Source organism: Hydrogenovibrio halophilus DSM 15072 (assembly GCF_000384235.1).
GTDB classification, from domain to species: domain Bacteria; phylum Pseudomonadota; class Gammaproteobacteria; order Thiomicrospirales; family Thiomicrospiraceae; genus Hydrogenovibrio; species Hydrogenovibrio halophilus.
Genome location: NZ_KB913033.1, coordinates 1,131,537 through 1,155,005 on the forward strand (window position 1 = coordinate 1,131,537; position 23,469 = coordinate 1,155,005).

Below are 23,469 nucleotides of genomic sequence, written 5' to 3' on the forward strand. Positions count from 1 at the left end.
GTCGGGATGACAATCAGAGTGGCCTCAATCCATACAAAATCGAACAGATGGAGACAAAAACCACCAGGCCTGGTGGTTTTTGCTGTGAAATCAGACAAATTGAAGACGACTGACTCAAGGAGCACGCATGTACAATCAGGCAACGTCGGGATTTTTTAAGGGCATGAACCCGCTGCTGACGGTCAGCGCACTGTTTCTGGTGGTGTTGTCGGTCATGGCAGGCAGTTTTTATACCGATGAGTCGGCGTTGTTGATTTCGGCGTTGCGGGGGGCGCTCAACCCGTTTCTGGAATGGTATTACGTGGTGCTAGTAGCCTTTCTGTTGTTTTTTATGATCTGGCTGGGTGTGGGACGTTACAAAAATGTGCGTTTGGGGCGCGATTTCGAGAAACCGGAGTTTACGTTTTTCTCCTGGGTGAGCATGCTGTTTGCTGCCGGCACCGGGGTCGGGATTCTGTTCTGGTCGGTGGCCCAGCCGATTCTGCAGTTTCGTGAAAACCCGTTTATTGATGTGGCCGCCACCGATGCCGATGCGGCGGTGGTGGCCTTGCGCCTGACCTTTTTCCATTGGGGCATTAACGGTTGGGCGATTTTCTCGTTTGTGGCGCTGGCGATGGGCTATTTTGCGTTTCGCCATGATCTGCCGCTGACGGTGCGCTCGGTGCTGTATCCGATTTTGAAAGAGCGGGTGCATGGGCGTTGGGGCGATCTGGTGGATTTGCTGGCGGTGTTTGCCACCATTTTTGGGATTGCCACCACCCTGGGGCTGGGGGTGCAGCAGATGAACGCCGGGCTGGAATCGGTGTTTGGCTGGGAAACCACCACCCAGTTGCAGTTGATTGTGATCGGGGTGATCATGACCATTGCCACGGTGTCGATTGTTTCGGGCGTGTCAAAAGGCGTGCGTCTGCTCTCGGAAATGAACTTCTGGCTGAGCATCGCCGCGGTGGTGTTTATCCTGACCCTGGGGCCGACGCAGTATCTGATCGGGTTGACGGTGGAAGCCACCGGGGATTACATTCAGAATCTGCTGCGCATGACCTTCCACACCAATGTGACCCACCAGACCGAATGGCAGGCGGACTGGACGGTGTTTTTCTGGGGCTGGTGGCTGGCCTGGTCGCCGTTTGTGGGCATGTTCATCGCCCGGATTTCCCGCGGGCGCACCTTTCGTGAATTTGTGATGGGCGTACTACTGGTGCCGACCCTGATTACCATCGTCTGGATCGGTCTGTTTGGCGGCACCGCCCTGTTTCATGAACTGTTTGGCGGCGGGGGCGTGGTCGCCGCGGTGGAAAACAATGTGAGCACGGCTTTGTACGTCACCATCGAGCGTTTGGATTTGGGGTGGATCGGTACGATGGTGTCCGGCCTGCTGATTGTCCTGATCGGCACGTTTCTGATTACTTCGGCCAATGCCGGGACGCTGGTGGTCAACACCATTCTGTCGGGCGGCGACAGCAATCCGCCGACCCTGCACCGGATTATCTGGGGCATTTTTCTGGGCGGTCTGACCGCGACCCTGCTGGTATTGGGCGGTCTGGAGACCCTGCAATCGGCGGTCATTGCCGCGGCGGTGCCGTTTTCGGTGATTGTGGTGATGATGATTGTGGGGCTGGTCAAGGCACTGGAAGACGAGCGCTACTCCGCCCGTGCCGGTGAGCGCAAGACCGCACCGGCCGAACCCTGGATTGTGGCCGAAACCACGGACGATCCGCGTGATGACACGACAGCCGCCGTGGACAAAAAAGCCAGCTGAGCGTCTGTTGGGGCGAGGATTCTGTTATCGGTTCTGTCATCAAAGCGTCACCCCGGCGGATCCTGCCATCGGGCACAATGCGATAATCGCTTAATAAATAAAAGGGATTTGTCATGACTCTGCTGCAATTTCTGACGGCGGCGATGCCCGTGCTGGCGGTGCTGGTGTTTCTGGTGATTCTGCGTCTGCCTGCCAGCCGTGCCATGCCGTTGAGTCTGGTGATTGTGGCGCTGCTGGCCTGGCAGGTCTGGCAGATGCCGGTGGATTACATTGCGGCCTCGGTGCTGGAAGGCTGGGTGATCGGCGCGGCGATTCTGATCATTGTGTTCGGTGCGATTGTGCTGCTGAACACGCTGAAAGTCAGCGGCGCGGTCGACACCATTCGTCAGGGTTTCAGTGGCATTTCGCCCGACCGGCGAGTGCAGACGGTGATTGTGGGCTGGCTGTTTGTGGCCTTTCTCGAAGGGGCCAGCGGTTTTGGCACTCCGGCGGCGATTGTCGCGCCTTTGCTGCTCGCGCTCGGGTTTCCGGCGCTGGCGGCGGTGACGCTGGCGCTGATTGCCGACAGTGCGGCGGTCTCTTACGGCGCGGTGGGCACCCCGGTGATCGTCGGGATCGGCGAAGGGGTCGAAGGCATCACTTACGAACAAATGATGGAGGTGGCCGTCACTGCCAGCCTGATCGATGTGATGGTGGCGAGTTTTCTGCCGTTGCTGATGGTGGTGATGCTGACCCGTTTTTTCGGCGAAAACAAAAGCTGGCGCGAAGGTCTGGGGGCCTGGAAGTTCGCACTGCTGGGCGGGTTTTCCTTTACCCTGCCCGCCTTGGGCGTGGCCTGGCTGTTGGGCCCGGAATTTCCGGCAATTCTGGGCGGGCTGATCGGTCTGGTGATCACCGTGACCGCGGCCAGGCACAACATTCTCACCCCCAAAACCGTGTGGGGGTTTGCTTCCGACACCCCGGAGACGGCGCAAACCGTACACAAACCGTCACCAGGCCTGGTCAAAATCGAAGGTTGCGAGAAATCCCCGGCTCTGTCGTGTCTGGCGGTGGAGCCGGTGCGCCATGCCTGTCTGCCTTTGTGGCAGGCCTGGCTGCCCTATGTGCTGGTGGCGGCGATTCTGGTGCTGACCCGGCTGGAAGTGTTGCCGCTGAAAGACTGGCTGCAAAGCGTGCAGTTGACGTTTGAGCAGCTGGCCGGGACTGGGATTTCGGCCAAACTGGTGCCATTGTATTTGCCCGGCAGTGTGTTTCTGCTGGTGGCGCTGCTGACCTGGGCTCTGCACCGGGTGCCGGTGCGTCAGGTTACGCTGGCCTGGGGGCGTTCGATCAAAGTGCTGTTGCCTACCATCATCGCTCTTGCCGCCTCGGTGCCGATGGTCAGGATTTTCCTCAATTCCGGCGAAAACGGGGCCGATCTGCTGAGCATGCCGCTGGCTCTGGCGCAGTTGGCCGCCGACACCTTTGCCGGTCAATGGCCACTGGCCGCGCCGTTTGTGGGCGCGCTGGGCAGTTTTGTCGCGGGGTCGGCCACCTTTTCCAATATGATGTTCTCGCAGTTGCAGGCGTCCACCGCCGAGGCACTGTCGATGCCCAGTCATTGGATTCTGGCGTTGCAGATGCTGGGGGCCAATGCGGGCAATATGATCTGTGTGGTCAATGTGGTCGCCGCCGCCTCGGTGGTGAATCTGGCGGGCAAGGAAGGTCAGATTATCCGCTATACACTGGTGCCGATGCTGTTTTACGCCACCGCGGTGGGCGTGGTGGCCTGGGTGCTGATGCGGTTTTTCGCCTGAGTCAGTCTGGATCAGTCTGACTCAGGCCGGTGTTAAGGGGAAAAGGTCATTCCACCTTTTGCATCGCAGCGGTAAAGCCTTTGAGCGAGACATCGATCACCAGCGGTTGTTTCTGGTTGAAAGGGCGGAAAGCCACTTTGGCGACGTTGCCCGCTTTCATGGCGCTGAGCAGTGTGTCGTCGAGTTTGTGAATGCCCAGACAGCCGTCCTGCAGACAGGTCAGAAACGGAATCTGGTATTCCTGGCCCTCATCCACTTTCAGCAGGAGCCCGCTGGCGACATTGATGCCCAGCGGCGTGATCAGTTGCAGGCCCAGATTGCCCTGTGCGTCCTGACTGACCGTGACCTGTAGCATGCGCATCGCGCCCTGCTCGGTTTTGCGTTGCAGTGTTTGCTGGGCCTGACAGCGGGTCTGCCCATCCTGTTCCACACAGACTTCCAGCCAGTCACCGTGTTGCCGGGTTTTCGGCTTGGTTTGCGCATTGGTCTGCCCATTTGTCGCTTGCGCAGTCGGGTTGGCCCCTTGTGACGGCCCTTGTGACGGTATAGGCAATGCGTCTTGTGACCAGGCCTGGTGAAAAGGCAGGCACAGGAAAAAGCCCAGGGCCCATACGCGTGAACGGAATCTCATAACACTCTCCAATTTAGGGGCAAAAGACAGATCAGACAAAGGTTCTGCGATTGTCTGCTCTGGAAGTCGGCGCTTTTTTCAGGCGCTCAGCCAATCAAACGTTTCGGTCATCCCGACCGAAGGTTCATCTTAGCGGAATCAGGCCATGAGATAAATGGTGCCCACCACACCGATGAAATACACCAGCAGGGTCAGTTGCAGCATGCGCTTGTTGGCCTGTCGCGAGTTGAGCGCGTCAAACATCGGCCATTTGCGCAAAACCCAGAACCCGCCCCACAGAAGCGCCAGTGCCAATACGGTCACCAGCATGCCGCCGATTAAAATACTCAACATGGGCGATTCTCCTTCGTATAATGGGCGTTTTATAACGTTTGCAGATGACAGCGCCATGACAACCGCCGAAAAAAGCCAGCTGGGTCGGGCGACCCGTTATTGTAACCAGTATGATCCCACTTTGCTGTTTCCGATTCCGCGCTCGGAAAAACGCGACGAGCTGGGCCTTCGGGCCGGGGACTTGCCGTTTGGCGGCGTGGACGTCTGGCAGGCGTTCGAAGTGTCCTGGCTGGACGCGCACGGCAAGCCGCAGGCGCGCATCGTCCAATTTGAAGTCCCGGCCGATTCGCCCAATCTGATCGAATCCAAATCGTTCAAGCTGTATCTCAATTCGTTTAACGGCACCCGTTTTGACTCGGAACAGGCCGTCAAAGCTCTGTGGGAGCAGGATCTGTCGCAAGCCGCCGGAGCCAGAGTCGGGGTGGCGGTGCAGTCTGTGTCCGAACCGCAAACCCTGATCGGCGGGCCGCAAGGCGTGTGTCTGGATGAGTTGCCTGTGGCGGTGGAGCATTATCAGGTGACGCCTGAGTTGTTGCAGGCCGACAGTGAAAACGTGGTCACGGAGACCTTGTTCAGTCATCTGCTCAAATCCAATTGCCTGGTCACCGGTCAACCGGACTGGGGCAGCGTGGTGATTGCCTACACCGGCCCGAAAATTGACCGAGAGCGATTGTTGCAATACATTGTCTCTTTTCGCGAACACAATGAATTTCACGAACAGTGCGTGGAGCGGGTGTTTACCGACCTGAAACGCCATTGCCAGCCACAGAAACTGACCGTATACGCACGCTACGTGCGCCGAGGCGGGCTCGACATCAACCCCTACCGCTCGGACTGGCAAACGGATTTTGACCTGCGGCGCTGGGTGCGACAGTAAGTTTGAGCGTTGGCTTGCGCATGGATGAAAAAGTAGCGTTTTCTTATATGCCTGATACAAGCCGGGTTTTTTTCGTCATGACCATCTCACTGCGTTAAAATGGGCTTTATGAGTTATCAGAACCGCCAGTCTTTTCCTTCGTCCGATTCCAGCCAGAAGATCGGGGGAGGGCATGCGCCCGACGATACGTCACTGGTGGTGTCGCATTTTATGCATGCCGGCATCGAAACCTGTTCGCCGGATACCCAGATCAAGAAAGTCATTTGCTACCTGAGCCAGAACAACATCGGTTCGATTCTGGTTTCGGACGGGAAGGATGTGGTCGGCATCTGGACCCGAACCGACCTGTTGAAACTCGACATTACCCACCCGGAAATTTTGTCTGACCCCATCGAAACGGTTATGAATGCGCCGGTGTGCCGCATCCACCAGGATGAATTGATTTCCTCGGCCACCTATCTGTTTCACAAAAAACACATTCACCACCTGTTGGTGGTCGATCACGAAGAATACCCGGTGGGCGTGCTTTCGGAAAGCGATCTGGTCAATGCCAAGTTCAGCGACGGATTTCTGGATGCCATTTCGATCCGGGAGCTGCTGAACGGTCACCTGCATTACATTGAAGGCGGGGCGGAGCTGGGCCGAGTCCAGAAAGCCATGGCCGAAAAAGAGATCGATGCGCTGGTGGTGGCGGATCAGGGTGATTACGGCATTGTGTCCATGCGAGATCTGCTGCGCTGTTTTGCCGAGCGCGAAAGTTTTGATGGCATCTGTGCCCGCGACATTGCCTCGTTTCCGCTGCAGTCGGTGCTTCAGACTCAGAGTCTGAGCTATGTGCGCCATTTTATGGTGTCGCACAATTTTCATCACCTGGGTGTGGAGGATGAAAATGGCAATCTGGTGGACCTGATCAGTTTTACCGAACTGCTGCATCAGATCGAAGAAAATTTTTACTACCAGACCAGTCGCAGCATCAAGGAAAAGGAACAGCGCATTCTGGAGGCCGAGACCCTCTATCGGGATTTGCTGAGCCTGTCCAACGACGGCGTGGTGATCTATCAGGGAGATGTGATCACCTTTGCCAACGACGAAGCCTGTCGAATGCTGGGGACGGACACCGAGGCGTTGGTCGGGACCGATTTCATGGGGCTGCTGCCGGAGTCCGACAAGGCCGAGTTCCGGGCGCGATTGGCCGCGTTTGACCATCACAAGTCCGAGGTCACGGTGGCCACGCTGTGTACCGCCGGGCAGCAGTCGATCAATGTGGAACTCAACCACAAGCCCATCACCTACCATGCCGAACCGGCGCATCTGCTGGTGATGACGGATCTGACCTTTCAGGAGGAATCCGAGCGTTTTCAGAAGCTGACCCGGTCGGTGTTTGACAATGCGGGCGAAGGCATTCTGGTGACCGACAAGGACAACCGCTTTGTGCTGGTCAACCGCACCTTTGAGCAGATCACCGGCTATAAGGCGGAAGAAGTGTTGGGTCTGGACCCGGTGATTCTCAGTTCGGGCAAGCAACCTTCGGCGTTTTATGCACAGATGTGGCAGTCGCTGCAAGAAACCGACAGCTGGGAAGGCGAAATCTGGAACCGCAAAAAAGACGGCACCATTTACCCCGAATGGCTTACCGTGAATGCGGTGCGCGACAAGGACGGCGAAGTGCTGCATTACGTGGGGCTGATGAACGACCTGAGCAAGCAGAAAGAAACCGAAGAAGAGATCAATCGCCTGTCGTTTTATGACATTCTGACCGGGCTGCCCAATGTGACCCTGTTCAAGAACCGCCTCAATCAGCTGATGGCCAAAAACCGGCGTACGCAGGACAAAATGGCGCTGCTGATCATCGACATTGCCCGCTTCAAGATGATCAACGACGCCCTGGGTTATGAGCACGGCGACCGTTTGCTGATTCAGATTGCCCAGCGGTTGGAAACCATGTTGGGCACAGAGGATGCGGTCGCGCGTCTGGGGGCGGACAATTTTCTGGTGCTGATCGAGCCGATTCAGGAAGCCGAACAGGCGGCGGCGCTGGCGAAAAAACTGATCCGTGCGTTTGAATCCCCGTTTCAGGTGGACGGGCAGGAACACGTGATCGACATCAAGATCGGCATTGCTTTGAACACCGCGGACAACCAGAAGGCGTCGGACCTGATGAAGTCGGCGGACGAGGCCTTGTACGAATCGAAAAAACTGCCCCACAGCGGCTATGTGTTCCACACTTCGGAATTGACCACCGCCACTTCGGAGCTGTTTTTCTATGAAAAAGAACTGCGCCGTGGCATCGAAAACCAGGAGCTGATCGCCTATTTTCAGCCGCAGATATGTCTGCAGACCAACGAAGTGGTCGGCGCCGAAGCGCTGGTACGCTGGCTGCACCCGGAAATGGGCGTGGTGGCCCCGAATAAGTTCATCGGCATCAGCGAATCCACTGGTCTGATCATTCCGCTGGGGCGTCAGATTCTGAAGCAGACCTGCCAGCAGTGGCAGGCCTGGTCAAAAGCCGGTTTGCGCCTGTCACGCATTTCGGTCAATGTGTCCAAAGTGCAGCTGGTGCATCAGGCGTTTGTGGATTCGGTGGCGTCGGTGCTGGCCGAAACCGGAATTCCGCCGGAAGTGCTGGAGCTGGAAGTGACCGAGAGTTTTCTATTGCAGAACGAGCAGGAAGGGATTCGGGTGCTCAATGAACTGAAGGCGCTGGGCGTGATGCTGTCGATGGACGATTTCGGCACCGGGTTTTCGTCGTTGAGCTATCTGAAAAAACTGCCGCTGGATCAGCTGAAAATCGACCAGTCTTTTGTGCGCTCCCTGCCGGAAAACAACGAAGACCGGGCCATTGTCGACGCCGTGGTGGCGGTGAGCAAGGCGGTCGGGGTCGAGGTGATTGCCGAAGGGGTTGAAACCCGGGTTCAGGCCGAGTATCTGAAAAAACAGGGCTGTGATCTGGGTCAGGGTTATGGTTTTGCCCGGCCCATGCCGCCGGAGGATTTTCCTGGCTGGTGGCGCGAATTCGATGCCTTGAGCAAACACACTTCCTGATATGACCAGGCCTGGTTGTTTTTAGGTTGTCATGTCTGAGTTAGTGCTTTCCAACGGAGTGGCCATTCCCGATCAGGCGCTTGAATGGCAGGCGATGCGTTCGCAGGGGCCGGGCGGGCAGAATGTGAACAAGGTGGCCACGGCGGTTCAGCTCCGGCTCGATATCCACCGTTCCGCTCTGCCCGAGTGGGTACAGCAACGCCTGCTCAGTCAGCGGGACCGGCGTCTGACCAAGGACGGGATTCTGGTGATCAAGGCTCAGAGCGAACGCACCCAGATCGCCAATCGATACGCCGCTCTGGCGCGCTTGCAGCAGCTTTTGGAACAGGCCTTTGTTCGCCCCAAAACGCGGGTGCCCACCCGCCCCAAACGCAGTGCCAAGCGTCGACGACTGGAAAACAAGCGCCAGCAGAGCCAGAAAAAAGCCAATCGCCAGCGGGTCAGCGGGGATGAGTAACCGCTCCGCCCGCTGTCCGTTGTGTGAAAGCACCGATCTGTCCCTTTTGTCTTGTCGGGTTCGCCCCTATTTTCGCTGTCGCCATTGCGATCTGGTGCATTTGCCGCGCGAACATTGTCTGAGCGACGCCGACGAAAAAGCCGAATACGACCGCCATCACAATGACCCGGATGACCCAGGGTACCGGCACTTCCTCAGTCGCAGTTTCGAGCAGGTCACACAGCGACTGCGACCTCCGGCCAAAGGTTTGGATTTTGGCTGCGGTCCGGGTCCGGCACTGATGAAAATGGCCCGGGAACAGGGGTACACCATGCACGCCTACGACAAATTCTATGCGCCCGATGCAGGCGCATTGGCGCAGGATTACGATTTCATTACCTGCACCGAAGTGGTCGAACATCTGGCCGACCCCTTGCCCATTCTGGAACAACTCTGGTCGATTCTCCGTCCGGGCGGGGTATTGGTGATCCAGACCAAGCGTGTGCTCGACGACGCCCGTTTCTGCCAATGGCACTACCCCAACGATCCCACCCACATTGCCTTTTTTGCCGAGGCCAGCTTCCGCTGGCTGGCCCAACGCTGGCAGGTTTCGCCGGTGTTTCCGCATAACGATGTGGTGGTACTGCAAAAATAACCAGTCCTGGTGGTTTTGGCCTTTGCAGACAGTTGTTCCCGCCCAGTTTTAGGATTTTTTACGGACTTTTCTCCAAAAAAACCGATGATTGAGTCGATGTGCCCCGTATTTTTGACTAGAATATAAAAATGTTTTTTCGTTTCTACGGCCCATGGTCGTCCCATCTTCTGCCGTTGGAAATATCTGGTTCCGGCGGCGTGAACGCTGAGGGTTCCGGAGCAAATTCAATGAGTGGTTTTTGAACATGACATATGGCGATGACGAAGCGCGTCCTCTGCATTGGGTGCAGTGCGAGGAGGCGGTGCGTTATTTTGATATGGCCAACACGCTGTTTCTGGTGCTGGATCTGCAGGGCCGGGTCCAGCAGGTCAACCAGTGCGGGAGCGAACTGCTGAAAGTGCCCAGGTCCGAGTTGATCGGTACCAACTGGTTTGACCGCTTTGTCCCAGAAGCGCGGCGCCCGGAAGTGGAAGCCGTGTTTGAACGGTTGTGGCAGGGCGAAGTCGGGGACGCTGAGCATTTTGAAAACCTGATTCTGACCCGGACGGGGGAGGAACGCTGCATTCGCTGGTCGAATGCCCTGCTATACGATGAGCGTGATCGGGCCACCGGTGTGCTGGCGCTGGGGGAGGATGTGACCGATCTGAAGCGTCACCAGCAGGATCTGGTACGTCTGGCGTCTTATCGGGAACTGATTCTGCGCCTGTCTTCCCGTTTTATCCGAGTCCCTGCAAACGAATTGTCCCAGGCCATCCATCAGGCGCTGTCAGACATCGGTGAATTCATGCGAGCGGATCGGGCCTATATTTTTGAGTACGACCTGGTCCATGGATTGGCTGTTAACACCCATGAATGGTGCGGGGAAGATGTAGAGCCGCAGATGGAAAACCTGAAGGCGGTGCCACTGGCGGACATGCCGGATTGGCTGGACGCGCACCAGCGGGGTGAGCGCATTGTGATCCCATCGGTTGCCGATCTCGAAGAAGGGGCGGTAAAAGAGACGTTGCTTCCACAGGGCATTCAAAGTCTGGTGGCGGCGCCGATCATGTCGGACGGTGCTTGCACCGGGTTTGTGGGCATTGATCTGGTTTGTCAGAAAAGCGATTTTGACGACCGGGAGCCGGAGCTGATTTCGCTGTTTGCCGAGTTGCTTTCAAGCGTGGCTTCGCGTCAGAATCTGGAAGAAAAACTGCTGCTCAGTGATCGGGTGTTTGAAGCCAGCCCTTATGCGATTATGGTCACCGACGCCGATTACCAGGTGCTGTCGGTGAACCCGGCATTTGAACAGATGACTGGCTATGCCTTGAATGACGTTCAGGGCAAAACCGCCGCCATGCTGTCTTCCGGGGTGCATGACGCCGAGTTTTATCACCGCTTTGATCGATCCTTGAAAGAAGACGGGGTCTGGGAGGGCGAAATCCACAACCGCCGCCGGAACGGTGAAATTTACCCCCAGTGGCTGACGGTCCAGGCCGTGGACAATCATCAGACAAAAGGGCGCTATTTCATTGTCATCGGTTATGACCTGACCGAGAAAAAGGCGCAGAAACAACTGATTGAGCGTCTCAGTCATTATGATCCCTTGACCGGCCTGCCGAATCTGCTGTTGTTGAAAGACCGGATTGACTCGGAAATCAGTGCTTACCCCCGTCATGGGGAGTCATTTGCGCTGGTCGGGCTGGATCTGGACAATTTTGCCGTCATCAACGATGCTTATGGACTGAGTTCTGGTGACCGGGTCATTCAACGGGTGGCCGAGATCATTCGCCTGCACCTGAGAGAACAGGACACGCTCTGCCACCAGAGCGGGGATGAGTATTTTCTGCTTTTGCCGGAGACGCAAGTCAGCGGTGCTTTGAAGGTTGTGGAAAAGTTGCTGAAGATCCTTTCGTCGCCACTTTGTCTGGACAGCGGTGAATGCTTTAATATGACCGCCAGCGCGGGCATTGCGATTTATCCAGACGACGGGCACAGTTATTATGACCTGGTCAAGGCCTCCGGCATTGCGCTGCATCGGGCCAAACAGCTGGGCAAAAACAGCTACGAATTTTACACACGGGAACAACAGCTGCGCATTCAGGAATCGACGCGGGTGGAAAACGAACTGCATCACGCGCTGACGGAAGACGAGCTTTTACTGTACTTTCAGCCGCAATACGAAGTCGGTACCGAAAAACTGCTCGGTGCGGAAGCCCTGATTCGCTGGCAGCACCCAAAATTGGGAATGATGCCACCGGGGCATTTTATTCCCGTGGCCGAAAAAAGCCATTTGATTCTGGACATCGGCCGTTGGGTGATTGACACGGCCATTGCGCAACTGGTCGACTGGCGGAAAAAAGGCCTGACGGAGCTGACGCTGGCGATCAACCTGTCGGCGGCCGAGTTCCGGCGCACCGATTTGCCGCGCATTCTGTCTGAATTGTTGGCCGAATCCGGTTTGCCGCCGGAGGTGTTGGAAATTGAGATGACCGAAACCGTGGCCATGGAAGACTCGGATCGAACGCTTTCAGTGGTGACGGCGTTGCATCAACTGGGGGTCAAGTTGGCGCTGGATGACTTCGGCACGGGCTATTCGTCCCTGAGCTATCTGAGTCAGTTTGAGATTGACAAGCTCAAGATTGATCAGAGTTTTGTCGCACAAATCGGTCAGCATGTTCAGGCCGAAACCATCGTGGACGCGGTGATTCAAATGGCCAGAAGTTTTGGTTATCAAACCCTGGCGGAAGGGGTGGAAACCCAGGCCCAGTATGAGTATCTGAAGCAACAGGGGTGCAACCAGATACAGGGATTTTACTTCAGCCAACCCTTGCCTGCGCACGAGTTTGAGCAACTGCTGTTGCAGAACAGGTAAGTGTCAGCAACATTCGGGCTGAAAACCACCAGGCCTGGTGGTTTTTGGGTGTGAAGGCTTAGCTGACCAAGGTTTCTCTGAGCACTTTCGCGGCGTTGACCATATTGATCAGGGCCGGTTCGGTTTCTTTCCAGCCCCGGGTTTTCAGGCCGCAGTCTGGATTGACCCAAAGGCGTTCTGCCGGAATGTTTTGCGCCGCTTTCTGAATCAGATCCACCATTTGTTGCACGCTGGGAATATTGGGTGAATGGATGTCATACACGCCCGGTCCGATTTCATTGGGGTAGTCAAAGTCCACAAAGGCGTCCAGCAGCTTCATCTGCGATTTGGAGGTTTCAATGGTGATCACGTCGGCGTCCATCCTGGCGACCGCCGCAATGATGTCATTGAACTCGGAATAACACATGTGAGTGTGAATCTGGGTGTCGTTTTGTACGCCCGAAGTGGTCATGCGAAAGCTGTTGACGGCCCAGCGCAGATAGTCGGCCCAGTCGGACTGCTTCAGCGGAAGCCCTTCGCGCAAGGCGGCTTCGTCAATCTGAATGATGTCGATACCGGCGTTTTCCAGATCCTGTACTTCGTCGCGCAGCGTCAGCGCAATCTGATTGCAGGTGGTTTCACGAGGCTGGTCGTTGCGCACAAACGACCACTGCAAGATTGTGACTGCACCGGTGAGCATGCCTTTCATCGGCTTGTCGGTCTGGCTTTGTGCATACTCGGACCAGCGCACGGTCATGGGCATCGGTCGAGAAACATCGCCGAAAATGATCGGTGGTTTGACGCAGCGTGACCCATAGGACTGGACCCAGCCGAACCGGGTAAAGGCAAAACCATCCAGCTGTTCACCAAAGTATTCCACCATGTCATTGCGTTCCGGTTCGCCATGCACCATTACATCCAGCCCAATGCGCTCCTGACGTTCAATCACGTCGTGGATTTGTGTCTGCATGGCCTTGACATAGGACGCTTCGGACAAATCACCTTGTTTGAATTGGCGTCGGATTTGCCGGATTTCCTGCGTCTGCGGGAAAGAACCGATGGTGGTGGTTGGGAACAGGGGCAGCTCGAACTTGGGTTTTTGCGCTTTGGCACGTTTGGCATACGGGGCGGGCCGATCCAATGCAATGCGATCCAGTTGTGCCATGCGTGTCTGTACAGTGGCATCGTGAATCAGGCTGGATTGGGCTCTTTCGGCCACGGCTTTCTGATTGTTCTGAAGCGCGGTTTCATCGACTTTTTCATTTAGAAGGTCGGCCAGCAGGCGAATTTCGTCCAGTTTCTGGCGGGCAAAGGCCAGATAGTTTTTCAGTTCGGGAGGCAGGTGCTCTTCCACCTCGAGATTGACCGGGACATGCAAAAGTGAGCAGCTTGGAGCTATCCAGAGGCGGTCGCCGAATTTGGCCTGCGCCGCGCTTAGTTGCGCAGCCGCAGCGGTCAAATCGGTTTTCCAGACATTGCGCCCATCCACCATGCCGAGTGAAAGTACCTTGTCGGCAGGCCATTGGCTGATCACTTCGTCCAGTTGGGCTTGACCGCGCAGGCCATCGTAATGCAGACCGGCGACCGGCAAATCACACACGCCTGCCAGATTGTTGCCCAGAGTTTCAAAATAGGTGGTCAGCAGCAGTTTGACCGGGGTTTCGGACAAGGCTTCATAGGCCGTGGTTAAGGCGGCTTGCCAGTCGGCTGTCAGTTCCAGTCCCAAAATCGGCTCATCGATTTGCACCCATTCGATGCCCAGATCGGCAAGTCGGTTCAGAAGGTGTTGGTACACCACCAGCAGTTCGGGCAAACGAGTCAACGGTGGTTTGTCTATGCCTTTGTTTTCGGCCAGATAAAGATAGGTGACCGGTCCCAGCAATACGGGTTTCAGTTGTCGGGCGCTGACACCCTTCAGTTGCGTGGTGGCCTCGTTAATTTCATCAAACAGACGGGTGTCGGTGATCGCAAACCCGGTATCGGCTTCCAGTTCCGGCACAATATAGTGGTAGTTGGTGTCGAACCATTTTTTCATGGCACCGGCGTAATCGGCTTTGGATTGACCGCGATTCTCATGTCCGGGACAGCCACCGTGCCCATCGTCGGACGGGGCGCGACCACGTGCCATGCGGAACGCGACATCAGGGTCAAACGTGTCCTGGCGAAAGCGTTTTGGAATCACGCCCAACAGGGTGCTCATATTCAAGACCTGATCATAGTAGGCAAAGTCATTGATTGGGAGCAGGTCGATGCCGGCGGCCATTTGCGTTTCCAGGTTTTGAATGCGAATGTCTCTGGCCTGTGCGGCCAGATCGGTGAGCGTTTTTTCGCCTTTCCAATACGCTTCCAGTGCGAATTTTAATTCCCGCTTGCTACCAATGCGCGGATATCCCAGGTTGTGAACAGTCATTTTGCTTCCTTTGGTTTTATGTCTAATTTGTGTTGTCGCTTCAAATGGTAGGCGGCTCCAAACATGAGAACAAACGAATAATATTCAGAAAAAGGTGAATAAAATTCATGAAAAAATTTTTAAGGGTGGGGGTTATGCCACAATAGCCGATTATTGCCCCTGGGTTTTCGCGCTATAATGGGGTATCAATCAAACCGTGAGAGCCTTGTGAAACAGACAGTGCAGCGGACACAATTAGTGGTGCTTTTGGCCGGACTGGTGTTTCCGGTGTTGTTGGCGCTGCTGGGTCATCAGTTTTTCGGGTCGCGCCTCTGGCCCAATGTGCCTTTGCACGCGTTGCTGGAAGGGGCCGGGGTGGTGCTGAATTTCAGCCTGGGGATTTATCTGGTGTCTCTGGTTCGGGCCGAATTGCTGGAAAAACGGTTTTTGTGGCCGGCATCGGGCTTTCTGGCGATGGCGGTGATCAGCGGCTTTCATGGCAGTGTGGTGCCGGGCAATACGTTTGTGGGTCTGCACAGTGTGGGAGTGCTCACCGGCGGTGTGTTGTTCAGTCTGATGGTGCTGCCCAGTGCGCTGCATGACCAGGCCTGGTTAAAACACCTGCCGTGGCTGGGGTTGCTGCTGGGGCTGTTGGTCAGTGTCAGTCTGTTGCTGGCCGATCAGTTGTATCCGACCATGCTGGTGTTCCAAAGTCAGTTCAGTCGTGCCGCGATGGCCATGAACAGTCTGGGGGCTTTGGGCTTTTTTCTGGCGACGCTGTACCTGGTGGGAAGCCGGCGACGTGCATTGTCTTACCAGATTCTGGCGGTGGTGACGCTGCTGTTTTCGATTTCGGCCATTTTGTTTGAATACTCGGAGTTGTGGGATTCCACTTGGTGGTTGTGGCATTTTTTGCGTTTTTTCGCCCTGAGCCTGCTGCTGAGTTATTTCTTTTTCTGGTTTTATCGTCAGGCGGAAAAGGCCAGAGTGCAGACCAAAAAGCTGCGATCTCTGGCCTACTACGACAACCTGACTCAACTGCCCAACCGAACCTTGTTTCTGCAGTTTCTGGACAACGCGTTGGTGGACGCCAGACGTCAACAGCATTCGCTGGCGTTGTTTTTCATTGATCTGGACCGGTTCAAACATGTGAATGATACCCTCGGGCATGATGTGGGCGATCGGTTGCTGGTGATGGTGGCCGAACGTCTGGCCAACAGCTTGAGGCAGGTGGATTTGGTCGCGCGCATGGGTGGGGACGAGTTCACGGTGATCTTGCATGGTGACCAGAATCCCGCGGCGGTTGAAACGGTCGCCAAGCATATTCTGCAAGCGGTGCTGCCGCCCTATCATCTGGACGAGCATACGGTTGAGATCGGTGCCAGCATTGGCATTGCGTTTTACCCGGACGATGCGCAGGCCTTCACTGACTTGATGCGACTGGCCGATCAGGCGATGTATCGGGCCAAGGAAGCGGGCGGCAATACGTTTTGTTTTTATCACCATGAAGGCGATGCCGCTCAGGCACAAACGGAAGCCCCATGATTGAAATACGTCATTTGAAAACGCTGCTCAGCCTCGCCAGTACCCATTCGGTGAAACTCAGTGCGGCCGAATTGTCGATGACGCAGTCGGCCCTGTCGCATCAACTGAAAAATCTGGAATCGCAGATTGGCATGCGTTTGTTTGAGCGCAAAACCCAGCCGCTGGTCTGGACGCAGGCCGGGCAGACCCTGCTGAACCTGGCGCAGGACGTTCTGCCGCGTGTGGCCCAGACCGAACAGACTTTGCAGGCCTTGCACAAGGGCGAAGAAGGCCGCCTGCATATCGGCGTGGATTGCCACACCTGTTTCGACTGGCTGTTGCCGCTGCTGCGCGACTATCAGCCCGATTGGCCGGGGGTGGACGTGGATGTGGTGTCGTCACTGGGCGAGCAGCCAGTGGCGGCGCTGGCCTCCCGGCAACTGGATCTGTTGATCACCTCCGATCCGGTCAAAGCCGCTGGCATCGCCTATCTGCCCTTGTTTGACTATGAGTTGGTGGCCTGTGTGACACCGGAACACCCCCTGGCTGACAAACCGTCTCTTTCGCCCAAAGACCTGGCCGAACACACTCTGATTACCTACCCGGTTCCGCACTGGAAGCTGGACGTGTTCAGCCGTTTTCTGATGCCGGCCAAAAGGGCCCCCAAACAGGTGCGTTACAGCGAATTGACCCTGATGATGTTGCAGCAGGTCGAAGCCGGGCGTGGGGTGTGCGTGTTGCCGCGCTGGTTACTGGCGGCCCAGCCGGGGTTTGACAAACTGGTTTTGCGCCCATTGGGCAAGGACGGACTCTGGTCCCGTCTGTACGCCGGGGTGGCAGCGCAACGAGCCAGCCAGCCGTATGTGCAAGACTTTATTCACCGGGTCGCCGACACCATGCAACCGGAAAAACGAGAGATTTGAATCATAGACTGGCCTGGCATCATTTTTCACAGGTCGTTGAAAGATTTGCTAAGATGAAAATATGTCAAGAATTGATACAGCCAAAGAAACCATTGCGTATTTGAAATTCTGGTTGGGGGTCATGGTTGTTTCTGATATTTCATTAGTCGGTTGGTTGTTAACCCATACATCTTCAGCGTCCGATTTAAAGATTCTAAGTGCCGTTTTGGCCGTTTTGGTGATTACACTGGCGGCTTTTATGATTTATAAGAAAATTGAACGATCAATTAAAAAACTGACGAGGTTATAACATGGAATGGTTGTCTGTTATTGTGCTGCTCGCCGTTGTCGGTGCTTTTGTTTTTATGGCTTATGATGCTGCCCATTCATAACCTCCCGCTTGCCCCTTTGTCTTAGAATACCGGATACGTTTCATCACATTGCTTGAGCCATCAAATTCGCCTGACAATGCCTTTCTCAACGAAACATCAAACTCCCCAAGGAGTCCATCAATGAAATTACTTTATCGACTCGGTTCCATTCTGGTCATTGGCCTGTTATTAACGTCGCCGATCACTGCCAGTGCCGAATCGCAGGGCAATGAACATGCGATGGCCGGGGTTGAGAACGGGGATGTGTTGTTTGACATTACCTTGTCGGAACCACGCATGCTGACCGGACAGATGAATGTGATTCGTGAGACCTACCGTGACCTGCAGGCACACGGGATTACGCCGCGAATGGTTTTGGCCTTTCACGGGCAGAATGTGCATTATCTGACCGAAAACCTGGACACAGTGGCGCTGGAGGACCTGAATCAGGTCGAAGCGTTTAATCAGAGTCTGGACAAACTCATGGCCCTGGAAGGGGTGCGGATTGAAGTGTGTGCGATCGCCACCCGAGTGTATGGTGCCGACCGCGACGCCATTCGCGATGGCATCGAAGTGGTAGGCAACACCTATCTATCCAACATCGGTTATGCCAAACAAGGGTATGCCGTGATCGGTATTCGATAAGTCCGACATTCTCCCCGTTCAAGCCAACTAAAAACGACCAGGCCTGGTTGTTTCGGGTTGGTTTTTTTATGTTGATTGACTACAATTGCAGGCAGTTGTCACATATTGTGGAGATGGTCATGAGTACCTCAATCAGAATCAATGATGCGTTTTATCAGGAAGCCAAGTCGCAAGCCAAAGCCGAATTGCGCTCGATTCCCAATCAGGTGGAGTACTGGGCCAGAATTGGCAAAACGGCGATGGAAAACCCGGAGTTGTCGATTGATGCGATCAAGTCCTTGTTGATTGCCAGGCATCAGGATGCCGAACCATTTGAATTCCGCGACAGCGAATGATGGCCCCGGACATGGTTCAGGTTTTCCAAAAACCATCGTTCAAGCGCGTCTACAAAAAACTTCATAAAAATCAGTTAAAAGACGTGAATCACGCGATCCAAACCATTATTGACGCCCCGCAAGTCGGCACGGAAAAGAAAGGGGATCTTGAGGGCGTCTTTGTCTACAAATTTGATTGCGTCAACCAGCAATACCTGATGGCTTACGAGTGGGATGAATGCACCCGAACGCTCTTGTTACTGGGGGTGCATGAAAATTTTTACCGAAAATTAAAAGACTGAAACGCTTTGTTTACTCCATCCCCGGCAGTTGGTTCGGCGCGCGAGAGTGTCGTGTCCTAAACTGTATGGCGCTTTAGCGAGTCAGGAAAATGTTCTCTGCTAGGCACGCACCGCGCGCAGTGAATGGCGCGCCCTTTACAAGGGGCGTAACAACGCAGAGAGCGTTTTCCTGATTCGCCCGAAGGGAAGCGCCCAAATTCCCCAATTCTGCGTTGCTGTTTTTGCCAAGGGTTGGCCATTGCCTGCAAACAGCGCCTTGACTTGGAAAATTTGAGCGGATTCTAAAGCGTCATACAGTTTAGGACACGACACTTGGGCGGGTCAGAATGGGCCAATACAACCAGAGCAGCCAGGCAAAGGCCAGAATCCAGGCCAGCGCACTGACCATTATTGCCCAGTGATAAAACGCCGGCCAGACCAGTGGTACAAAAACGCGCACCACGGCGGCCACCGCGATCAGGACAAACACGGCGCTCACCCCTTTCGGTGGAGCAAACACGTTGCGGTGCGTGTGGCCTAGGCTGATGCGCGCGATCATGCTGGAACAAAGCAACCCGATGCCACCGACGCTCATGGCGTGCATGGCCAGGCTGGAATGGACCCAGGACAGATTCGCCCAGGATAGGGTGCTAAGCGCAAACAAGCCAATGCCCAGCGTGATAAAGGCGTAAGACAGGTGCAACGGCCACAACAGCGGTTGCGTCCAGATGCCCGGTTGGTACCAGACCCAGCCACGCCAGGCAAACACGCCAGTGGTGACAAGGGCGATCCCGAAACTGGCCGGCGCGTCTGGCCAGAACACCCACAGTGGCCAAAGCAGCAGAAACCCGATCATGGCCAGACGATTAAGCCAGGGCATGTCGACGGCTGCGGGCGTGTTCAGGCTGCGCTCGGTGAAAAACGGCATCAGGCGACGCAACATGGTCAGGTTGATCGCCAGCACCAGAATCAATCCCGCCAGCAACCAGTCGGAGGCCGACACCGCCGCAATCGCTGTGAACGATTGCGGCCAGATCAGCGCCGCATAAAACCCGGCATTGGCCACGGCCAGCAACCCGAACTTGGCGGCCAGACCGGCCTGTGCGCTCAAGCGCTTTTGCCAGACCGGCCACAGAAACAGACACGCCAATCCCAGATTGAATGCCAGATCAAACGCCGCCACCCAGCCGAGCGGAATCCCGCCGACCCAGCCGATGCGCGCCAGCACCCACAACAGGAACACAAACGCCAGAACCCCGCCGCTGGCGGTGGTCATGCGCGACCAGTTGAGCACCGCCGTGAGCAGAAAACCGCTGACGGTGGCCAGAGCGTAGCCGAACACCATTTCGTGTCCATGCGCCAGAGACGAGTTCAGCGACAAGGGCAGAGTGCTTGCCCGTTCGGGGGCGAGCCACGCCAGCGCCCACAGGCTCATGGCGACCACACTGACGATCATGGCACCGATAAAAAACGGGCGGAAGGCCCGTTCCCAGAAAAAATGGCGTTGGAAGTGGTGTTGTATGTGATGAATCATGAATGCCTTGTTGGTTGGGTCTGCGCTTTTGACCAGGCCTGGTTAAAAACTGGCTTCTCTCAAAGTTGCGATTGATTTTTTTAACTGTTTGGTTAAACTTTTAAGTTGGATTTCGTTTTCATTGTATAGAAAAATCACGCGGGTGTCATGATGCAAAAGCCAGTCAGTGCGACGGCACAAAAAATTCTAACCTGCGCCACCGAATGGTTTGCGGCCCATGGCTATGAGGGCGCGGTGATGGACGATCTGGCCGGACATTGCGGGGTCAATAAAGCCAGCCTCTATTACCACTTTCAGGACAAGCGCACTTTGTACGAACGCTGCCTGACCTTGCTTTATCAGGCGGTGGTGGATCAGGTACTGGCGGCTGTGGCCGCGCGGCGCACGCCCAAAACCCGGCTTTCGGCGTATGTGTCTGCGTTTGCCGATGCCGCGCTTGGGCATCCGGCGATGCCGACCACCCTGATGCGGGAATTTGCTTCCGGCGGCAAGGGGCTGCCGGTCACGGCACGCGAACAGATGCAACGCATGCTGACCTGCCTGAAGCAGATTTTGGCAGAGGGCAGGCGCCAGCTGGGATGGCGCACGACCGATCCTCTGGTGGTGCATATGATGGTGGTGGGGGCGCTGAGTTTTCACATCACCTCTGCGCCCATGCGGGCGGCGATCAGGCCGGACCCATCGGACGGCGCGAAAGACCCGAGTCATGCGGCGATGGTGGCCGAGGTCAATCGTTTGCTGTTGCGGGCGCTGCAAGCATGAGGATCACGACGCGATCACGAATGGGTAATCAATGTCGAAGGAGAACACAAATGGCATGTCTTTTTAAAAAGCGATTTCTGGTCATGGGGTTGTCGGCCATGCTGGCTTTGCCGCTGCAGGCTGAGGAACCCAGTCAGAATCAGGGGCCCGACCGGAATTCGGCCCAAGCGCACAGCCCGGCGGATTCTCGTGAGATCATCTGGCTGAGTCCATCGGAGCGAGCCACCGTGCTGGCGGAGATGCGTCAGTTTGTGGTGGCCAGTCAGGCGATATTGCAGGGCGTTCTGGACGAAAACTGGCAGACGGTGGAAGACGCCGCCCGCGAGGTCGGTGTGCGTCAGATGCGCCAGACGCCGCCGGGTTTGCGAGACAAGTTGCCGGAGGGCTTTATGCGGCTTGGCCCCAAAGTACATCGCGGGTTTGAAAACATTGCCGATGAGGCCAGCGGCCTGGCCGACAAAACCGTGGTGTTGCAGAAACTCGCCGACCTGCAACAACACTGCATCAGCTGTCATGCCAGTTGGCAGTTCAAGGCACGGCCGTGAGGGGGATGGGGTAAGCATCACGGAAAAACCACGGTCTGGGTCCGTGTTTTCATGACAAAACATGGCGTAATATGGCCGGGCCATAGGGCGGAACAACAGGGCCTGAAGTGGCCGATTGCAACGAACAGTTTGAGTCAGCGTTGACATGAACGAACAAAAAACCGGACAGGGGTTTATCAGCCGCTGGCAACAGACGTTGGGGCTGCGTGCGCCTCAGGCGAGTGAGGCCCTGATCAGCGCGGGTGGGGTACTGGTGGCCATGAGTGCGCTGGTGATCATGATGCACTGGCTTTACCCGCCGGATTGGCCTAAGTGTGGTGTCCCAAACTGTAGGGCACATTAGCGAGTCAGGAAAATGCTCTCTGCTAGGCACGCGCCGCAGTGAATGGCATGCCCTTTACAAGGGGCGTAACAACGCAGAGGGCGTTTTCCTGACTCGCCCACCAAAGAAGACAAAAAGCGGGAAGCGCCCAAATTATCCAATTCTGCGTTGCTGTTTTTGCCAAGGGCTGGCCATTGCCTGCAAACAGTGCCTTGACTTGAAAAATTTGGGCAGCTTCTAATGTGTCCTACAGTTTGGGACACCACACTAACTGCTGATTGCTTCCTTTGGGGCCAGCGCGATCATTGTGTTTGCGTCGCCTCATGCGCCGATGGCTCAGCCGTGGTCTCTGATCATGGGGCAGTTGGTGGCCGGCATCAGTGGCATGGCCAGTTGGTTGTGGCTGAAAGACCCGATGCTGGCGATTCCGGTAGGGGTAACGCTGGCGCTTTTGTGGATGTTGGTGTTGCAGTGCCGCCATGCACCGGGCGGGGCCACCGCGTTGTTTTTCACGTCCGATCCCGCCGTTGTTGATTCGTTGCAATGGACGCTGGTGTGGGGGTATTTGTTACCAGGCCTGGTGGTGATCATGGGGGTGGCGGTGATTTACAACGCGCCCTTTGCCTGGCGGCGTTATCCGTTGATGTGGGCCCATTGGGCCGAGCAGAGCCAGCGCGCCAGACAGGAAGACAAAGTGGAAGAAGCGCTCACCCGCGAGGACCTGGTCGCCGCGCAAAAGCAATTGCGCCATTATTTTGAAATGAGCGAGGCCGAATTCATGGCGCTGTATCGGCTGGCCAGAGCGCATCACCAGGCACAACTCAAATCGCCCACCCAGCCTTCCAAGCCACCCGAACCTCCTCGACCGGACCGGTGCTGAAAGGGTCAGTGCTGCACGTTGGCCAGATAGTTGTCCATAATGTACAACGACTGACCGGGTTCGCCCTTGAAGCCCAGCACTTTGGCCTTGTCGATGATTTTATCGAACAGGACTTCTTCTTCGTGCTGTTCGGCGATGAACCATTCGATGAAGTTGAAGGTGGTGTAGTCTTCGGCTTCAAACGACTGCTTGGCAATGTTTTTGATCATGGCCGTGACTTTGAGTTCGTGATCGTAGGCGGCTTGGATCGCTTCCATCAGGTTGCCGAAAGTGGCGGGTGCTTTTGGAATTTGTTCGATGGTAATGGGCACGCTGCATTCGGCCATGTAATCGAAAATTTTGTCCATGTGGATGCGTTCTTCCATGCTGTGCTCACGGAAAAATTTGGCCGCGCCTTCCAAGCCCTGGCATTCGGACCAGGCGCTCAGTTGCAGATACACATTGGACGCATAAAATTCGGCGTTGACTTGATCGTTCAGCAGTTGGGCAATATGCGATTGAATCATGGAACCTCTCTCCGAAAGCCCTTCGTTTTGTGCAAAGGACGCTTCTTGATAAAAAATGGCAAAAAAATGGTTTGTTAGCCTCAGTATAGGAAGCGCAGGGCACAGGGTCAAGCGGCTGTGATAAGATGCGTTTTT

22 protein-coding genes are annotated in these 23,469 nt (G+C 55.8%); 17 read left to right on the forward strand and 5 right to left on the reverse strand.

Annotated features, from left to right (window positions below):
- Window positions 1-127 precede the first annotated feature (127 nt).
- The gene (locus A377_RS0105425; protein ID WP_019895193.1) at window positions 128-1,759 is read left to right on the forward strand and encodes a BCCT family transporter; all 1,632 of its coding nucleotides are present in this window, start codon (window positions 128-130) and stop codon (window positions 1,757-1,759) included.
- 113 nt (window positions 1,760-1,872) lie between these two features.
- Window positions 1,873-3,555, forward strand: a complete 1,683-nt coding sequence (locus A377_RS11960) for an L-lactate permease (protein ID WP_019895194.1) — start codon at window positions 1,873-1,875, stop codon at window positions 3,553-3,555.
- A gap of 46 nt (window positions 3,556-3,601) precedes the next feature.
- Here the strand turns inward: A377_RS11960 and A377_RS0105435 are convergent, their stop codons facing one another.
- Both A377_RS0105435 and A377_RS0105440 read right to left on the reverse strand, forming a co-directional pair.
- Window positions 3,602-4,186, reverse strand: coding sequence for an invasion associated locus B family protein (locus A377_RS0105435; RefSeq protein WP_019895195.1), 585 nt, complete (start codon window positions 4,184-4,186; stop codon window positions 3,602-3,604).
- Window positions 4,187-4,324: 138 nt separating this feature from the next.
- A complete protein-coding gene (locus tag A377_RS0105440) occupies window positions 4,325-4,519 on the reverse strand; it encodes a hypothetical protein (RefSeq protein WP_019895196.1) in 195 nt (64 codons plus the stop codon).
- Window positions 4,520-4,574: 55 nt separating this feature from the next.
- Between A377_RS0105440 and queF the strand changes: the two genes are divergently transcribed.
- The 5 genes from queF to A377_RS11965 all read left to right on the forward strand — a co-directional run bounded on the left by queF (window position 4,575) and on the right by A377_RS11965 (window position 12,380).
- Window positions 4,575-5,396, forward strand: coding sequence for an NADPH-dependent 7-cyano-7-deazaguanine reductase QueF (queF, locus tag A377_RS0105445; RefSeq protein ID WP_028485294.1), 822 nt, complete (start codon window positions 4,575-4,577; stop codon window positions 5,394-5,396).
- Window positions 5,397-5,504: 108 nt separating this feature from the next.
- The gene (locus A377_RS0105450; RefSeq protein ID WP_019895198.1) at window positions 5,505-8,438 is read left to right on the forward strand and encodes an EAL domain-containing protein; all 2,934 of its coding nucleotides are present in this window, start codon (window positions 5,505-5,507) and stop codon (window positions 8,436-8,438) included.
- A gap of 31 nt (window positions 8,439-8,469) precedes the next feature.
- Complete coding sequence (arfB, locus tag A377_RS0105455; protein ID WP_033422835.1) at window positions 8,470-8,895, forward strand: alternative ribosome rescue aminoacyl-tRNA hydrolase ArfB; 426 nt, start codon at window positions 8,470-8,472, stop codon at window positions 8,893-8,895.
- A complete protein-coding gene (locus A377_RS0105460; RefSeq protein WP_019895200.1) occupies window positions 8,888-9,529 on the forward strand; it encodes a class I SAM-dependent methyltransferase in 642 nt (213 codons plus the stop codon). Before arfB ends, A377_RS0105460 begins: the two co-directional genes overlap by 8 nt.
- 244 nt (window positions 9,530-9,773) lie before the next feature.
- Window positions 9,774-12,380, forward strand: a complete 2,607-nt coding sequence (locus A377_RS11965; protein WP_019895201.1) for a sensor domain-containing protein — start codon at window positions 9,774-9,776, stop codon at window positions 12,378-12,380.
- 58 nt (window positions 12,381-12,438) lie between these two features.
- Here A377_RS11965 and metE read toward each other — a convergent pair whose 3' ends face one another.
- Window positions 12,439-14,769 (reverse strand): 5-methyltetrahydropteroyltriglutamate--homocysteine S-methyltransferase, encoded by a 2,331-nt coding sequence (metE, locus tag A377_RS0105470; protein ID WP_019895202.1) that lies wholly within the window; start codon window positions 14,767-14,769, stop codon window positions 12,439-12,441.
- Between the two features lie 207 nt (window positions 14,770-14,976).
- Between metE and A377_RS0105475 the strand changes: the two genes are divergently transcribed.
- The 6 genes from A377_RS0105475 to A377_RS0105500 all read left to right on the forward strand — a co-directional run bounded on the left by A377_RS0105475 (window position 14,977) and on the right by A377_RS0105500 (window position 18,806).
- Entirely contained in the window at window positions 14,977-16,293 is a 1,317-nt protein-coding gene (locus A377_RS0105475) for a GGDEF domain-containing protein (protein WP_245546781.1), read from the forward strand.
- On the forward strand, window positions 16,290-17,195 hold the full coding sequence (locus tag A377_RS0105480; RefSeq protein WP_019895204.1) for a LysR family transcriptional regulator: 906 nt from the start codon (window positions 16,290-16,292) through the stop codon (window positions 17,193-17,195). The genes A377_RS0105475 and A377_RS0105480 overlap by 4 nt, the downstream gene beginning before the upstream one ends.
- A gap of 61 nt (window positions 17,196-17,256) precedes the next feature.
- Entirely contained in the window at window positions 17,257-17,484 is a 228-nt protein-coding gene (locus tag A377_RS0105485; RefSeq protein ID WP_019895205.1) for a hypothetical protein, read from the forward strand.
- A gap of 202 nt (window positions 17,485-17,686) precedes the next feature.
- Window positions 17,687-18,190, forward strand: a complete 504-nt coding sequence (locus A377_RS0105490; RefSeq protein ID WP_019895206.1) for a DsrE family protein — start codon at window positions 17,687-17,689, stop codon at window positions 18,188-18,190.
- 119 nt (window positions 18,191-18,309) lie between these two features.
- Entirely contained in the window at window positions 18,310-18,525 is a 216-nt protein-coding gene (locus tag A377_RS11970; protein WP_033423045.1) for a TA system antitoxin ParD family protein, read from the forward strand.
- An 11-nt stretch (window positions 18,526-18,536) separates the two neighbouring features.
- Window positions 18,537-18,806 (forward strand): type II toxin-antitoxin system RelE/ParE family toxin, encoded by a 270-nt coding sequence (locus tag A377_RS0105500; RefSeq protein ID WP_245546782.1) that lies wholly within the window; start codon window positions 18,537-18,539, stop codon window positions 18,804-18,806.
- Window positions 18,807-19,104: 298 nt separating this feature from the next.
- Here A377_RS0105500 and A377_RS0105505 read toward each other — a convergent pair whose 3' ends face one another.
- Window positions 19,105-20,319, reverse strand: coding sequence for an NnrS family protein (locus tag A377_RS0105505; RefSeq protein ID WP_019895210.1), 1,215 nt, complete (start codon window positions 20,317-20,319; stop codon window positions 19,105-19,107).
- A gap of 147 nt (window positions 20,320-20,466) precedes the next feature.
- Between A377_RS0105505 and A377_RS12720 the strand changes: the two genes are divergently transcribed.
- The 4 genes from A377_RS12720 to A377_RS12545 all read left to right on the forward strand — a co-directional run bounded on the left by A377_RS12720 (window position 20,467) and on the right by A377_RS12545 (window position 22,828).
- On the forward strand, window positions 20,467-21,081 hold the full coding sequence (locus A377_RS12720; protein WP_019895211.1) for a TetR/AcrR family transcriptional regulator: 615 nt from the start codon (window positions 20,467-20,469) through the stop codon (window positions 21,079-21,081).
- Window positions 21,082-21,131: 50 nt separating this feature from the next.
- Complete coding sequence (locus A377_RS0105515; protein WP_019895213.1) at window positions 21,132-21,626, forward strand: hypothetical protein; 495 nt, start codon at window positions 21,132-21,134, stop codon at window positions 21,624-21,626.
- A gap of 145 nt (window positions 21,627-21,771) precedes the next feature.
- Complete coding sequence (locus A377_RS0105520) at window positions 21,772-21,969, forward strand: hypothetical protein (protein ID WP_019895214.1); 198 nt, start codon at window positions 21,772-21,774, stop codon at window positions 21,967-21,969.
- Window positions 21,970-22,225: 256 nt separating this feature from the next.
- On the forward strand, window positions 22,226-22,828 hold the full coding sequence (locus tag A377_RS12545) for an HPP family protein (RefSeq protein WP_281168813.1): 603 nt from the start codon (window positions 22,226-22,228) through the stop codon (window positions 22,826-22,828).
- A gap of 5 nt (window positions 22,829-22,833) precedes the next feature.
- On the opposite strand, the gene A377_RS0105530 is transcribed toward A377_RS12545, so the two are convergent.
- A complete protein-coding gene (locus tag A377_RS0105530) occupies window positions 22,834-23,334 on the reverse strand; it encodes a ferritin (RefSeq protein WP_019895217.1) in 501 nt (166 codons plus the stop codon).
- Between the last annotated feature and the right edge of the window lie 135 nt (window positions 23,335-23,469).